A 16,164-nucleotide genomic window follows, 5' to 3' on the forward strand; every position below is an offset into this window, starting at 1 on the left:
GAAAAACCTGAAAACGCTCTCTTTACTATAATAGTACTACATATGTGATGCCACTATTTATGATTTTTATACAAGAAAAGCTATTCTGATTTGGCTATTTGTATTAATTTTATTGTATTAGAGCAAAACAAAAGACCAAACAAGAGATTCAATCAAAAGAATTCCGAATATAGCAGCCAAATAAAATAACGAAAAGAAAAACATTCTTTTTGCCATCGAAATAGTCACATCCTGCATATCAGCTTTTAATAAGCGATAAGCAAAATAAACAAAGATAACGCTCAAAATTGTCGATAAAATTCCATAGAAAATTCCCGCAAACCCAGTAATATAAGGTCCAATGGCACATATTGCCGTCAGAATGGTATAAAATAAAATCTGTTTTTTCGTTGAACGCTCGCCACGTACATTAGGCATCATAGGAATGCCTGCCGCTCCATAATCAAGAGATGAAAATAAAGAAAGAGACCAAAAATGCGGTGGGGTCCACATAAAAATAATCAAAAATAACAAAAAGCTATTAATACTTACTGTCCCCGTTGTTGCGGCCCATCCAATCATGGGTGGAAATGCCCCAGCTGCACCACCAATAACAATATTTTGCGGCGTTACACGCTTTAGCCAAATTGTGTAGATAACGATATAAAAGAAGATTGTAAACGCAAGAAGAAATGCTGCAAACCAATTAATAATCCCTCCCATAATCAACACCGAAAGTGTAGAAAGAACAATGCCAAAAATAAATGCATTTCTAGGGCTAATTTTACCAGTAGGAATAGGACGATTCTTGGTACGCTCCATCACCGCATCAATATCAGCATCATACCACATATTAAGCGCCCCTGCACCACCACCGCCTACAGCAATACACAAAATTGCCAAAAGGCTATATAATAGACTCATAGAGACAGGTGACACAACCAGCCCAACCACAGCTGTGAATACAACCAGTGACATAACGCGCGGTTTTAATAACGTAATATAATCATAAACACTCGATTCTGGTGGAATTGATTTACCACTTGCAGCCGATAATTCTCCAGAAATAGACATCCCACTTAAATACCTTTTCCACCCTTGCACCTACAAAAAAATACTGTTCGGACATATTGGAACAATGCAATTAATATCATAACACTTTTGAAAACATATAGAATACCTATTTATACGCCTCCATTAAAATAGATCATAAAACAATACTAAAAACTTTGTCTTCTATAAAATGTTGTTTTTTCACTTTTCCTTTTATTTCGTGCATGCGAATTAATACGTTTGGGGTTGTAGTGATTTTGTGTTACAATTCAAAAATCCACTTTTTATGTAAATCTGTGTATAAAAGCGTAATGTTAATTCGAGTAGGTCTTTCTGTGATACTTTATAAATTGCTAAAAAGAATTTTCTTTGTTTGTCTTATTATTCACGTATTTTATAATATTTGCACCAATCATGCTATTGCACAAACATCTAATACGCAAAATGTCCCCACTCCACAAACTTACGGTGCGTGGACAAAAATTTGCGCCCTTCCACTAGGAACACCTAATATACAATGTGAGATTGTGCAAAATATACAGACAAAAAATCGTCATGATATTACCCTCCGCGTTACATTTTATAAATTACCAAAAAATCAAGGGATCTTGATGCGTGTCTTTACCCCGATCCGAGTTGAATTGCGCCTCGGTGTTGGTATAAAAATTGACGATAAAGATATAGGGAAAATAGAATATCGCCGTTGTCTCGGTGATACATGTGTTGCTGAAGCTGTTCTGAAAGAAGATATGTTACAACTCTTTTTGAAAGGTAAAACAGCAACCTATTTTGTTTTTACAACTCCTGAACAAGGTATTGGAGGTCTCGTTGATCTTCACGGTTTTGCTGATGCTTATGCAGCCTTATAGAAGTGGTAAAATTTATACAGGTCAACCAATAAAAGCATATCACTGCTCACTTTACAACTTCCCTCAATTTTAAGACAATAAAAAATCTTCTAGATAATCAATAAAATAGGATAGCCATTATGAAATCGCTGATTGATCATTTTGATATTTCTTCATCTAAAGTGCAATCACTTGTACAAGAATCACTTTATCATGCTGATGATGGCGAACTTTACCTTGAGTATACAGAAAGCGAAGCACTCTTATTTGATAATGGACAACTTAAAAACGGCTCATTTCATCAAGATATGGGATTTGGTCTACGCATTGTTTCTGGAGAAGCTACTGGATATGCTCACTCTAGTGAATTATCAGCTGCTGCACTTAAAAACGCTAGTGAAGCGGCTAAAGCCATCACCTATAATAACCATGTAGGATCTTATAGCGCAGCTCCTCAAAAAACAAATAAAAAGCTTTATCAACCACATAACCCTCTTAATACTCCATCATTTGAAGATAAAAGCGCGCTTTTGCAAAAAATTGATGCTTATTTACGCAAAAAAAATGATAAATTGCATCAAGTTACGGTTTCTCTTTCTGGTTCATTACAGCATGTCGAAATTTTACGTGCTGATGGGTATCTTGTTCGTGATATCCGTCCTCTTGTGCGACTGTCTATATCTGTGGTTGCAGCTGAGGGGAATCGACGCGAAAATGGCTTTTATGGATGTGGTGGACGACAAGCATTTGCCTCATTCATTAGCGAAGAAAATTGGAAAAAAGCTGCCGATGAAGCTTTGCGTATGGCTTTAATAAATTTAGAAGCAGAGGCAGCACCAGCTGGAACATTTGATGTTGTCTTAGCCAATGGATGGCCTGGTGTTATGCTTCATGAAGCCGTCGGACATGGTTTAGAAGGTGACTTTAACCGCAAAAAAACATCTGCTTTTTCTGGACTTTTAGGTCAACAAATTGCTGCAAAGGGTGTTACAGTTGTTGATGATGGCACAATTCCCAACTGCCGTGGCTCACTCACTGTTGATGATGAAGGCACACCATCGGGATGTAATGTTCTTATTGAAGATGGAAAGCTTGTTTGTTTTATGCAAGACAGGTTAAATGCTCGGCTTATGGGTGTTAATCCAACTGGAAATGGGCGGCGTGAATCCTACGCACATGCACCAATGCCGCGGATGACCAACACGATGATGCTAGGAGGAGACAAAACACCTGAGGAAATTTTATCCTCACTAAAAAACGGTATCTATGCTGTTTCATTTGGCGGAGGACAAGTTGATATCACTTCTGGAAAATTTGTATTTGAATGTACCGAAGCATATCGTGTAGAAAATGGAAAAATTGTAGCACCAATAAAAGGTGCAACCCTTATAGGCAACGGACCAGAAGCCATGAAACGTATTACAATGATTGGGAATGATAGCAAGCTTGATAACGGTATCGGTATGTGCGGAAAAGCTGGACAAAACGTCCCTGTTGGTGTTGGACAACCCCATCTTCGAATCAATAATATGACAATTGGTGGAACTACACTTTAATAAAATTAATCAAACACACTTAATGAAATAATTTTTCATTGTCATTCAAGCCTGCTAAAGTTTCCAACCTGTTTTTGTTTTTTTCTTACTCAGAACAGCAACAACTTCAACATGCGGTGACCATAAAAATTGATCAATCGGAATAATCTGCTCTATTGTATAATCGCCTGCAACAAGAAGAGATAAATCATGAGCAAACGTAATAGGATTGCATGAAATAGCAACCACACGCGGAATATTTGCCTTCGCTAACTCATGCACCTGTCCTTGTGCACCAGCGCGTGGAGGATCAAAAACAACGCTATCGAAACACTCAAGCTCCTTCGCAGAAAGTGGACGACGAAAGAGGTCACGTTTTTCACAAGTTACTGTTTTTAAGCCAATTGCAAAACGTGCTGCCCGTTTTAAATTTTTTAACGCCATTCCATCATTTTCTACTGCATGAACATTCATTTTTTTTGCCATCCGCAACGCAAATGTTCCAACTCCTGAAAACAAATCAACAGCATTTTTTGCTTTTTTTAAATGATTCAAAACAATGTTGCCCATAACATTTTCTGCTTCAAAAGTCGCTTGAAGAAACCCACCAGAGGGAAATTCAACATGGATATCTCCAAAAGAAATCAATGGTTTTTCTCGTTCAACAAAAACTTCACCTTCAACAGATAAACGTGTAATTCCACGAGCAAGCGCTTTATGAATCATTTTTTGACGAGTATGTTCATCTCGTACAGTACAACCATTTAAAGCAATGTCTAAGCCATTTTTAACAGATGTTATCGTAACGTGAAAGCGTTTGATATGATGACTTACAAGAGCGCAAAGTGCCTTGATATCATCTAGTTGAGATATAATTTCTAAACGCGTAACTGGACATTCTTCCAGAGCTACGACATCATGAGATAAATAACGGTTAAAACCAATAACACGGCCTTGTGTAGTCATAAGCGCTGTTAAAGTAATCCGTCTACGACTATGATACCCACATTCAATTAAAGGAGAAACAAAAATATCAATCTTATGCTTTTTAAGTGCATCAACAACTAATTGCCGCTTCCAAGCTCGATAAGCATCAGAGCGCCAATGTTGAAGTGTACACCCCCCACAATTTTCAAAATGTTGACAAATAGCATCAACGCGTTCTGGTGATTTCTTTTCTAAGGCAATAAGTGTTCCATATTTTCCATGAAGAGCGATTGTAGCAACCTCTCCTGGTAACGTAAAAGGAACATAAATAGAGCCGTTTGGTGTGTTGGAAATACCATAACCATTTACTCCAATATGATCGATTGCAACCTCATTGCTCACTCTTTTTCTCCGAATAATAAATATTCCAAATTGCCATCACCACCTAAAATAGGTGAAGGCAATAAACCCTTTGCTGTCCATCCTATCTGAGTATTCAGCCAATCAAAAAGCTCTTCAGCGATTTGTTTTGCTACTGATGGATTTTTCAATATCCCATCCTTACCAAGACCTCCTCGACCAATCTCAAATTGTGGTTTTACCAATAAAACCGCTTGAGCTCCATTTTTAGCTAAAGACAAAACAGGAGGTAATGCCAGCTTAAGAGAAATGAAACTAACATCTGATACTATAAGATCAATTTCCCGCCCGTCTAAATGTTTTCGCTTAAAATCTCTAACATTTAATCCTTCTAATAAGGTTATCGCACTATTTCCAGATAAACGTGCATCACATTGATTATGACCAACATCAACAGCAATCACATGAGCTGCCCCACGCTCTAAGAGAACTTGTGTAAAACCACCTGTCGATGCACCAATATCAATGGCAGTCACTTTGTCAGTTACAATCGGAAACGCATCAAATGCACTAATTAATTTCAATGCCGCACGCGAAACATAATTCTGCGCTGGATCGCAAACTACAATTTCTGCGTCATCAGAAATTATCTTCCCAGCCTTTAAAATTATTTCACCGTTAACCTTAACTGTTTGACGTACAATGGCATCACGTGCTCGAGAGCGCGTAGTAAAAAAATTTTTTTCAACTAAAAGAACATCGAGCCTTTTATTAACAACCATCTCATACTAAAACTTTCTGTATTGTCGGAATTTTGCGTCCCAAAGCAGAAAAGACAATATTAACAACACCAGCAGCATCAAGTCCAATACGCGAAAAAACTTTTTTTGGTGAACCGTGATTTAAATACTCATCAGGAAATTTTAATGTGCGAACCTTTAAACCATTCTCTAAAAGCCCTTCTTGTGCCAAAAATTGTAATAAATGCGCTCCAAATCCACCTATTGCACCCTCTTCAATTGTTACTAATAATTCATGCTCACGTGCTAAACGATGCATTAAATCTTTATCTAAAGGCTTTGCAAATCGTGCATCAGCAACAGTTGTAGACAATCCATGTGCTTCCAACTTATCCGCTGCCACTAACACTTCAGATAGCTGTGTTCCAAAACAAACCAAAGCTACCCTACTTCCTTCACGCAAAACTCGCCCTTTTCCAATTTCAAGCAACTCGCCTCGTCGTGGCAAATCTATACCAACACCTTCACCACGTGGATAACGAAAAGAAATAGGTCCCTGATCATAAGCTGCTGCCGTGCGCACCATATGCATCAATTCAACTTCATCAGAAGGAGCCATCACCACAAATTCAGGAAGAGCCGCTAAAAAAACAATATCAAAACTTCCAGCATGTGTTGCACCATCTGCACCAACAAAACCTGCTCGGTCAATCGCAAAACGCACTGGTAATTTTTGAATTGATACATCATGCACAATCTGATCATAAGCACGCTGTAAGAAGGTAGAATAAATTGCAACAAAAGGCTTATATCCTTCACAAGCAATACCCGCAGCAAAAGTTACAGCATGCTGCTCAGCAATACCAACATCAAACATCCTGTTGGGAAACTTTTTAGCAAAAGCATTAAGACCTGTCCCTGTTGGCATTGCTGCCGTTATACCAACAATCCTATCATCACGCGTAGCTTCTTCTATTAAAGCTTGAGAAAATACTTTTGTATAAGAGAGAGCTTTACTCTGTACTTTAACTTGTTTACCTGTCACAATATCAAAACAATTAACTCCATGATATTTATCAAATGATGCCTCTGCAGGTGCATATCCTTTTCCTTTATGAGTAACTACATGCACTAAAATAGGGCCGTTAGGATATTCACGTACATTTTTTAAAACAGGCAGTAAATGACTTAAATTGTGGCCATCTATTGGTCCCACATAATAAAAGCCAAGCTCATCAAATAAGGTTCTCCCAACTAAAAACATCTTTGCAAATTCTTCCGAACGATGCGCTTGATCCAAAAAGAATTTTGGCAATTTTTTGCTAAACATCTTCACTCGTTCACGTAAACTACGATAGGCAGGATGGGAAACTAACCGTGCAAGATGGGCACGCATAGCACCAGTAGGAGGTGCAATCGACATGTCATTGTCATTAAGAATAACAATCAAACGCGCATCCAACGCACCAGCATTATTCATCGCTTCATAAGCCATACCAGCAGACATAGCGCCATCACCAATGACAGAAATGATGTTCCGCTTTTCTTCTGCTTTCAAAGTATTAACCACCGCCATACCAAGACCGGCTGAAATAGAAGTAGAAGAATGCCCCGCACCAAATGGATCATACACACTTTCTGAACGCTTTGTAAAACCTGATAACCCTCCCTCTTGGCGCAATGTACGAATCTTATCTCTACGACCCGTTAAAATTTTATGCGGATAAGCTTGATGTCCTACATCCCAAACAATTCTATCTTCAGGCGTATTAAAAACATAATGTAGCGCAATTGTTAATTCAATAACGCCAAGCCCTGCACCAAGATGCCCTCCCGTCACAGAAACAGCATCGATTGTTTCAGTTCGCAACTCATTAGCTAGCTGTACCAAATCAGTCTCTGGCAACGCTCGCAAATCTTGTGGAGAACAAATACGATCAAGTAATGGCGTTAATGTCTGAGACAAAAAAAACTCCTTATACTATATTAAAAGAGTAAAAGACATAATATATGCCTTGTATTTTTTCATTCATGGTGTACGCATTTCTACTGGAATATTTTATATACCTGAAATTATCTACAGATTTTCTCATTTTATAAATGAGAAATTAATAAACTTATTTCTTATAAACTAAATGATTTTGTCTTTTACTTCGTAATAAATATCCAAAAATTACTGGATATTATTCGGAATCAAGTAGCTCTACACCTTCTGGAGAACTTCCTTCTGAAAGCTGAATTTTTTCAACTTTAGCTTCGGCCACTTTCAAGAGTTTATCACAATGTTTTTTAAGAGCTTCACCCCGCTCATAAATATCAATTGATTGCTCTAAAGGAACATCTCCTCGTTCCAAATTTTCAACAATCACTTCAAGTTGCTGAAGTGCTTCCTCAAAACTTAACGCCGCGATATCTCCCTTTTTTATCTCTTGTTTCATATGAACCTCACAAGATATCTGTTCTGGATATGCGAATTCCAAAACCTTCTAAACCTACATAATAACGCTCTTTAGAAGCATAAACAATAACTGAACTGATTCCTAAATGCTTCAAAATTTGTGACCCTAAACCAATTTGGCGCCATTCTTCCTCACGCTCAATCGCCTGTACATGGTTTTCTTGTCTTGCTATTGCCATTTTCTGCATGTCAACAGCCAATTGAGAACCAACACCAACAGATCCTTCACGCAAATAAACAAAAACACCACGTTTTTCCTTTTCTATCATACGCCGCATGATAGCTGCAATATTCGATGATTTACCAAAAACATCATTTATAATATTTTCACGATGCAAACGCACAGGAATATTCTCACCATCACTAATATCACCAAAAACGATTGCAACATGTTGAACCACTTCCCAAGGGAGTTGATAGCTTTGAGCAACAGCTGATCCTACAGATGTTTCAATATGCATTTCTCCAACATGCTTGATCAACATTTCTTTACGTTGGCGATAAGCAATCAAGTCTGCTACTGTTATCATGTGCAATTGATTGTCTTGTGCAAATTTTATAACTTCATCTCCATGCTTAACGCTGCCATCATCATTGACCAACTCACCAATAACACCAACTGGTGGTAAGCCAGCTAATTTACATAAATCAACAGCAGCCTCAGTATGACCTGAGCGCATGAGAACGCCCCCTTCATGCGCAGTTAAAGGAAAAATATGTCCTGGACGGACAAAATCACTCGCACTAACATTTGGATTGGCAAGATTACGAACCGACAACGCACGATCATGCGCTGAAATACCTGTTGTGATCCCATGTTTAAAGTCAACGGTAACAGTAAATTGAGTGCGATGTACAGAATTATTATCTGATACCATAGGAGTAAGATTAAACCGTTGCGCCTCTTCTCTCAGCATAGGTGCACAGACAATGCCAGTTGTATGGCGGATAATAAATGCCATCTTTTCCTCTGTACAATGCACGGCAGCAACTATTAAATCACCTTCATTTTCACGGTCATTATCATCCGTAACCACAACAATTTCACCGCGTTCAAAAGCCTGAATAGCAGAAATAACTTTTTTTTGATCATACGTCATCATTCACCTTTCGAATCAACCAACTTGGCCGCGATGCCTTAAATAGTGATCAGCAATAGCACAAGCCACCATCGCTTCACCAACAGCAACAGCACGAATTCCAACACACGGATCATGACGTCCCTTTGTTACAACGTTTATATCATTACCATCACTATCAACTGAGCGACGAGGAGTTAAAATTGATGAAGTGGGCTTAACTGCAAAACGTGCAACAATCGGCTGTCCACTAGATATTCCGCCTAAAATACCACCAGCGTGATTAGATAAAAAAAGTGGTTTTCCATCACTTCCCATACGCATTTCATCTGCATTCTCCTCTCCCCTCAAACGAGCTGCAGCAAATCCATCACCAATTTCAACCCCCTTAACCGCATTAATGGACATTAATAATGATGCAATATCCTGATCCAATTTTGCATAAATAGGTGCTCCCAGCCCTGCTGGAACATTTTCTGCAACAACCTCAACAATAGCACCAACAGATGAACCATCCTTGCGTAATTTATTTATGTAATCGCTAAAAAAGTGCACCATCTCTGCATCAGGTGTAAAAAAAGGATTGTTATCAACCTCTAACCAATCCCAACGATCACGATTAATATTATAAGGACCAATTGCTATCACAGCTCCCCTTACAAGCAAGTTAGGAACAATTTTACGTGCGAGAGCACCTGCTGCAACACGCGCTGCTGTTTCACGCGCTGAAGCACGTCCTCCACCCCGAAAATCACGAATACCATATTTAATATCATAAGTATAATCTGCATGACCTGGACGATATTGATGAGCAATTGAACTATAATCTTTAGAATGCTGATCCATATTTTGAATAAACATAGAAATCGGAGTACCTGTTGTCACCAATGTTGTTCCATCGTCCTGAGGAACAACGCCTGAAAGTATCTCAACTTGATCCAATTCTTGGCGCTGTGTTGTATATTTAGATTGTCCAGGTCGGCGCTTATCAAGATAATATTGGATCTCAGAAAGAGTAAAAACAATCCCTGGTGGACAACCATCAATGACACAGCCTAAGGCAGCGCCATGGCTCTCACCCCATGTCGTTACACGAAACAAATGACCAAATGTATTATGCGACATGAAAAATTATCCGTTTATCTGCCAAATACATGCAATTATCGCGTATACATAGCTGTATTAAACACGATTCACATTCCCAAATATATTGTGACTGTTTTAAGTTTGGTCACATTATTGCTATTAAATCCAACCTTATAAACCAAACCTTATTCTTTAACGACAGAAATATCCGGTGCATCAACCGCCTTCATGCCTATGATATTATAACCTGAATCAACATGATGCACCTCACCTGTAACAGAACGAGATAAATCTGAGAGAAAGTAAAGAGCAGAATCGCCAACCTCTTCAATTGTCACCGTACGACGCAGGGGAGCATTATATTCATTCCATTTTAGAATATAGCGAAAATCACCAATGCCAGAAGCAGCCAGCGTCTTGATTGGCCCAGCAGATATAGCGTTAACGCGAATATTCTTAGGACCTAAATCCACAGCCAAATATTTCACGCTTGCTTCAAGAGCCGCTTTGGCAACTCCCATCATGTTATAATTCGGGACAACCTTTTCTGCACCATAATAACTCAACGTTAAAATTGAACCGCCATCTGACATCAATTCTTCTGCACGCTTTGTAAGCGCTGTTAAGGAATAAACAGAAATATTCATTGTCATCATAAAATTCGCTTCGCTAATATCAATATAACGACCACTTAATTCATCTTTATCAGAAAAACCAATAGCATGAACCAAAAAATCTAACTTGCCCCATTTTCTTTCTATTTCCTTAAAAACTGCGTCAATAGATGCACTATCCGAAACATCACAATGACCGCAAATAATTCCCTTTACTTCCTCAGCTAAAGGCTCAACACGTTTTTTTATCGCCTCACCTTGGTAAGTAAAAGCAAGATCCGCTCCTGCTGCGCTAGCCGCCTTAGCGATTCCCCAAGCGATAGAGCGATTATTAGCTAGTCCTAAAATTAGACCACGCTTGCCACACAATAAACCACCACCATTAGCCATCAGTCATGTCCCATTGCTACTTAAAATTAAACTACTTATCTGCTATGACATAGGTCAGCTTCTTCTTCAAGCAATTGGTTTAAAATCAAACAAAAACTATTCTTTTGTATAATTTAAAGTTAATCTTTTTGCATTTGCAAAAATTGTTCTAATGCTGCATCCCCACCTTCTGGCAACATAATACGAACATGCACATAAAGATCATCTCTTTTGCCGTCTTTCAAACGAAGCCCCTTCCCTTTCAGCCGTAGAATACGATCAGAACTCGACCATGCAGGAATAGTTAAAACTACACGCCCTTCCAGAGTCTCGACTTCTTCTTTTGCTCCTAAGACCGCATGTTTAAGTGGAACCGGTAAATCAAGATGAAGTGCTCTTCCCTCAACCCGCAAACGAGGATGCTTTTGAATGTGAACCGTTACTAAAGCATCCCCTGCTTTTCCATACGCTACCTCTTCTCCCTGACCTTTTAAACGAATAGTTTGCCCATCTTCAACATAATCTGGGAGCTTAATTTTTAACTTCTTTCCATTAGGAAAAACAGCTTCCACTCTTTCTGCACCAACTAACTGCTCTAATGTCACCGTAAGACTGGCACGAACATGAGCCCCTTGTTGAGACTTATTATATTGTGCAGAATTTGAAAAACTTCCTCCTCTTCCAAATAGATCGCGAAAAATATCACTCGCCTCAAAACTTGTACCACCTGAAGAACCAAAATCAAACCCACTTGCTCCTCCTGAAAAAGGGTTGTATCTACTTCTAAAATTTCCGCCAGCGCCATAGGCTTGATGAATTGGTTTTCCTTCCATATCAATTTCACCGCGGTCAAATTGCGCCTTTTTATCTTTATCGCCTATAATTTCATAAGCTTGATTAATTTCAGAAAATTTCTCTTTAGCTTTCGTATCATCCATATTGTGGTCTGGATGATACTTCTTTGCCAATCTTCTAAATGCAGATTTAATCTCTTGCGGTTTCGCGGTACGATCCACACCTAAAACTGTATAGGGATCACGCATATCGTCCTCTTTTCAGTCTTTTCATTTTCAAAATATCAGCTGATACGTTGTTCAATATCCCTCACAGTTTTATTAGTCACTTTGTATAATATTTTTTCTCTCCCTATATGTCTATGAAGGAATTAAAATACCAGAAAAATATATTTTTATTTTTAATATAGTTCATCGCATTCTATGCTAAAGACAAAAATTATTAAAACACCGTAAAAATAATATAATATTATTGCTCTTTTAAAATAAAAAATACCAAAACAGTACTTTTTAATAGCAGAGTACATTAAAATAAATCAAAAAATACCTTACTTCTGCTCACTGATATTAGGAGATATTATGAATAACAAAGTACAAACAGAAGACAATTTTACGCAAATTCAAGAACCTTTTTCACTTTTTGCTAATTGGCTTGAAAAAGCAACAATAAACGAAATAAATGATCCTAATGCTATGGCATTAGCAACAGTTGATGAAACAGGCTTACCTAACGTTCGTATGGTTCTTCTCAAAAGCTTTAATCTTCAAGGCTTTGTATTCTATACTAACTATGAAAGCTGTAAAGGACAAGAAATTTTAAAGTCAATGAAAGCATCCTTAGGTTTCCATTGGAAATCACTTCGACGTCAGGTTAGAATTAGGGGAATTGTCGAAAAAGTCAGCACTAAAGAAGCAGACGCATATTTCCAATCGCGGCCACGTGGCAACCAAATTGGTGCATGGGCATCCAAACAATCTCAACCATTAGAAAACCGTTTTGTTCTCGAAAAAGCAATTGCTAAATATACCGCATGTTATGCGGTAGGTAACATCCCACGCCCACCTTATTGGTCTGGTTTCCGTGTTAAACCTCTTTCTATCGAATTTTGGTGTGACCGCCCTTTTCGTTTACATGATCGTATACTTTTTACACGCAATTCGACTGAGAACACCAACTGGCAAAAACAAAAACTCTACCCTTAATTCTTAAATTTTAAAATGTAGAGCCCTTTTTTCTCATAACAGTTAAACAGCATATTTGCAAAATGAGGCTTAATCATTGATTTCAATTTTAAATAACGATTTTTATTTTTTGGGTTATTGCCTTTTGGATAAATGTTACCAGCTATAAAATTATAGTTATATAAGCAAGGATACTATGATTTAGATATTTAGCAAAATCTTTAAAAATGAAGTATAAAAAGCAAGATGTATTTTGTACATTTTTATTCTGCTTCAATAAAGAAAAGCTATTTTTGTTAAAGCCAAAATACTCATTTCAAACATTTTAACAAAATAACGCTTCTGACTTGTTTTTTAATCATTAAGATTCAAAGAGAAAGCAATTTTGTATGGAGAATGATTTTGAAACAAAAATTCAATCACAAAATACAAACAGCCCTTTCTACTTTAGCTACCGCATAATTGCCTTTTGTCATTGGTTGGACTGCAATGATTAAGCAGCGGGATAAAGCACCATCCATATGCCACCGCACACCAAGCCAGCAAAAATTAAAAAACCAACAAATGAATTAGATTTAAAAAGCTTTAAGCATTGTAAACTATCATCTATATTAATGACTGTAATTTGAATAAACATATGAATGCTTGCAGCAAACAGTCCTAAGAAACTTAAAATAGGAACCTGTGCAAAATAAAATGCTAAACCTACTAATACCACAAAACCACTGTACAAAAATACTAATGCAAGCTTAGTGTCTTCTCCAAAGAGAAGTGCCGTAGAACGTACACCAACAGTAGCGTCATCTTCTTTATCTTGATGCGCGTAAATTGTATCATATCCTATCGTCCATAAAATTGATCCCGCATAAAGGAAGATCGCTGCCCAACTCAAGCTTCCGTACACAACTGCCCATCCCATTAATGCTCCCCAATTAAATGCAATTCCCAAAAAAAATTGCGGCCAATATGTTACGCGTTTCATAAAAGGGTAAATTGCAACTGCTATTAATGACGAGATACCTAGGAAAAAACTAAACGTGTTAAATTGTGATAAAACGCCTAAACCAACAAAACATTGTACCAATATAAAAATTTTTGCCTGAAACCGACTTACGTGACCTGTTGGTAATGGACGAGAACGTGTTCGTTCTACCTGAGAATCAATTTTATGATCAATAAGATCGTTCCAAGTACATCCTGCACCTCGCATAGCAACAGACCCCAGAAAAAAAAGAAAAAGATACCAAAACCAATCAAATAACATTAGCAAAAGAGGCCGTTGAAGCATTTCATAAGAAAGAAAAGCCATAGTTGTTGACCAAAAACAAGGCCACATCAACAACTGCCACCCAACAGGCCGATCCCAACGCGCCAATTGAGCATAAAACCACAAAGAACATGGAAGAAAATTATAGACCCATTGTCTAGAGGATGCATCCATAACCCGTCCCTGACTCTCACAGGATTGAATATGTGCAATATTTTTATTTTTTTTCATCAAATGGTTTTACCTTTTGTCTTGCGATAAAAGCGTTTCATTCTTATGACAAGGAAACTAATTTCATTATCGTTTTTGTAGTAGGAGTAAACAATGAACATTCTTCTTATTGGTTCAGGTGGACGAGAACATGCTTTAGCATGGAAAGTAGCAGCGTCACCACTGCTAACAAAATTATATTGCGCTCCTGGAAATCCTGCAACAATGGAATTTGGTGAAAATATTGATTTGAACATCGATGACCATTCTCTCGTTATTGATTTTTGTAAAACACATTCTATTGACCTTGTTATCGTTGGGCCAGAAGCACCATTAGTTGCAGGGATAACAGACGCTCTGAATAGCGCCAATATCTGTGTATTTGGACCGACTCAAAAAGCTGCTCAGCTAGAAGGTTCAAAAGCTTTTACAAAAGATTTATGCCACAAAAATAATATTCCTACAGGAACATACCAATACTTTAATGATGCTTTAAAAGCTAAAGCCTACATTCGTCAACAAGGTGTTCCCATTGTCATTAAAGCTGATGGCTTAGCTGCTGGAAAAGGTGTTGTTGTTGCAACAACAATAGAAGAAGCATATAATGCAGTCGATGCCTGCTTGAGCAATGCGTTTAATAATACAGAAGCAAAAATTGTTGTAGAATCTTTTCTTGAAGGTGAGGAAGCGAGCTTCTTTTGTCTTTGTGATGGTAAAATCGCTATTCCTTTTGGATCTGCGCAAGATCATAAACGTGTTGGTGATGGTGATACCGGAGCTAATACTGGGGGCATGGGTGCTTATTCACCAGCACCTATCATGACAGAAGAAATGATTAATCGCACCTTGAAAGAAATTGTTGAACCAGCTTTATATAGTATGAATGAGATGGGCGCCCCCTTTAAAGGTATTCTCTTCGTTGGATTGATGATAACCCAGAAAGGGCCAGAATTAATTGAATTTAATGTGCGATTTGGTGATCCTGAATGTCAGGTTTTAATGGTGCGCCTAAAAGAGGATCTTCTACCACTTCTTCTTGCAGCAGCTCAGGGAAATCTTGAAAAGAGATCACTTCAATGGTCTGAAAAAATTGCTCTGACCGTCGTTATGGCTGCCAAAGGTTATCCAAATTCCCCTAAGAAAGGCACAGTTATCCGTAATATTGATCAAGTAAATACTCTCCCTGATGTGAAAGTTTTTCAAGCTGGCACAGCATTATATAATGGAGAATTAATTGCTAATGGTGGACGCGTTTTAAATATAACAGCAACAGGAGAAAGCGTTACACACGCACAAAAACGTGCCTATGAAGCTGTCAATTGTATCGACTGGCCAGAAGGTTTTGTCCGACGTGATATTGGATGGCGAGCTATTGCTCAAGAAAATTTACCCCTTTGATTCTCTTTTCTTCTTTATAATTTTTACATGATAACATAGTGTATAAGTTAGCTAACTGTTTCTATTTCATACAGCTTTGGCAAAAATATTGAATTTTTCTTAAAAAAATTATAAATCTGAAGCATTCATGCCAATCACAAAATAAACGAGAAAAGCAGTTGTTCTAAACATGAAAGCGAATCACAATTATGTGGTCATTTATTGCTATGTTTATTTAAGGATTCATTCACTCAGCACCTCTTATAAAACAGCTTTGCGCTACGCA

14 protein-coding genes are annotated in these 16,164 nt (G+C 37.8%); 4 read left to right on the plus strand and 10 right to left on the minus strand.

Annotation, left to right across the window (positions count from 1 at the left end; translation table 11 throughout):
• Positions 1-117: 117 nt before the first annotated feature.
• Positions 118-1,053, minus strand: a complete 936-nt coding sequence (gene cyoE / locus V4B18_RS07330) for a heme o synthase (protein WP_455475770.1) — start codon at positions 1,051-1,053, stop codon at positions 118-120.
• Positions 1,054-1,343: 290 nt separating this feature from the next.
• Here cyoE and V4B18_RS07335 point away from each other — a divergent pair, with 290 nt between their 5' ends.
• Positions 1,344-1,901, plus strand: a complete 558-nt coding sequence (locus V4B18_RS07335; protein WP_455475771.1) for an invasion associated locus B family protein — start codon at positions 1,344-1,346, stop codon at positions 1,899-1,901.
• Between the two features lie 119 nt (positions 1,902-2,020).
• Positions 2,021-3,436, plus strand: coding sequence for a metalloprotease TldD (gene tldD, locus V4B18_RS07340; protein WP_455475772.1), 1,416 nt, complete (start codon positions 2,021-2,023; stop codon positions 3,434-3,436).
• A gap of 54 nt (positions 3,437-3,490) precedes the next feature.
• Here tldD and V4B18_RS07345 read toward each other — a convergent pair whose 3' ends face one another.
• From V4B18_RS07345 to V4B18_RS07380, 8 genes are all read right to left on the minus strand, one after another.
• Positions 3,491-4,744 (minus strand): class I SAM-dependent RNA methyltransferase, encoded by a 1,254-nt coding sequence (locus V4B18_RS07345; protein ID WP_455475773.1) that lies wholly within the window; start codon positions 4,742-4,744, stop codon positions 3,491-3,493.
• The gene (locus tag V4B18_RS07350) at positions 4,741-5,484 is read right to left on the minus strand and encodes a TlyA family RNA methyltransferase (RefSeq protein WP_455475774.1); all 744 of its coding nucleotides are present in this window, start codon (positions 5,482-5,484) and stop codon (positions 4,741-4,743) included. Before V4B18_RS07350 ends, V4B18_RS07345 begins: the two co-directional genes overlap by 4 nt.
• A 1-nt stretch (position 5,485) precedes the next feature.
• Positions 5,486-7,408, minus strand: a complete 1,923-nt coding sequence (dxs, locus tag V4B18_RS07355; RefSeq protein ID WP_455475775.1) for a 1-deoxy-D-xylulose-5-phosphate synthase — start codon at positions 7,406-7,408, stop codon at positions 5,486-5,488.
• 217 nt (positions 7,409-7,625) lie between these two features.
• Entirely contained in the window at positions 7,626-7,880 is a 255-nt protein-coding gene (locus V4B18_RS07360) for an exodeoxyribonuclease VII small subunit (RefSeq protein ID WP_455475776.1), read from the minus strand.
• 7 nt (positions 7,881-7,887) lie between these two features.
• Positions 7,888-9,000 carry a 3,4-dihydroxy-2-butanone-4-phosphate synthase gene (ribB, locus tag V4B18_RS07365; RefSeq protein ID WP_455476559.1) on the minus strand — a complete coding sequence of 371 codons (1,113 nt, stop codon included), beginning with the start codon at positions 8,998-9,000 and terminating at the stop codon, positions 7,888-7,890.
• A gap of 15 nt (positions 9,001-9,015) precedes the next feature.
• Positions 9,016-10,104 (minus strand): chorismate synthase, encoded by a 1,089-nt coding sequence (gene aroC / locus V4B18_RS07370; protein ID WP_455475777.1) that lies wholly within the window; start codon positions 10,102-10,104, stop codon positions 9,016-9,018.
• A 146-nt stretch (positions 10,105-10,250) separates the two neighbouring features.
• Positions 10,251-11,069 (minus strand): enoyl-ACP reductase FabI, encoded by an 819-nt coding sequence (fabI, locus tag V4B18_RS07375; protein WP_455475778.1) that lies wholly within the window; start codon positions 11,067-11,069, stop codon positions 10,251-10,253.
• A 119-nt stretch (positions 11,070-11,188) separates the two neighbouring features.
• Positions 11,189-12,091, minus strand: a complete 903-nt coding sequence (locus tag V4B18_RS07380) for a DnaJ C-terminal domain-containing protein (RefSeq protein ID WP_455475779.1) — start codon at positions 12,089-12,091, stop codon at positions 11,189-11,191.
• Between the two features lie 330 nt (positions 12,092-12,421).
• Between V4B18_RS07380 and pdxH the strand changes: the two genes are divergently transcribed.
• Entirely contained in the window at positions 12,422-13,045 is a 624-nt protein-coding gene (gene pdxH / locus V4B18_RS07385; protein ID WP_455475780.1) for a pyridoxamine 5'-phosphate oxidase, read from the plus strand.
• A gap of 472 nt (positions 13,046-13,517) precedes the next feature.
• Here pdxH and ubiA read toward each other — a convergent pair whose 3' ends face one another.
• On the minus strand, positions 13,518-14,522 hold the full coding sequence (gene ubiA, locus V4B18_RS07390) for a 4-hydroxybenzoate octaprenyltransferase (RefSeq protein ID WP_455475781.1): 1,005 nt from the start codon (positions 14,520-14,522) through the stop codon (positions 13,518-13,520).
• A gap of 93 nt (positions 14,523-14,615) precedes the next feature.
• Between ubiA and purD the strand changes: the two genes are divergently transcribed.
• Complete coding sequence (gene purD, locus V4B18_RS07395; RefSeq protein ID WP_455475782.1) at positions 14,616-15,899, plus strand: phosphoribosylamine--glycine ligase; 1,284 nt, start codon at positions 14,616-14,618, stop codon at positions 15,897-15,899.
• The last annotated feature ends 265 nt before the right edge of the window (positions 15,900-16,164 follow it).

Source organism: Bartonella sp. B17 (assembly GCF_053795755.1).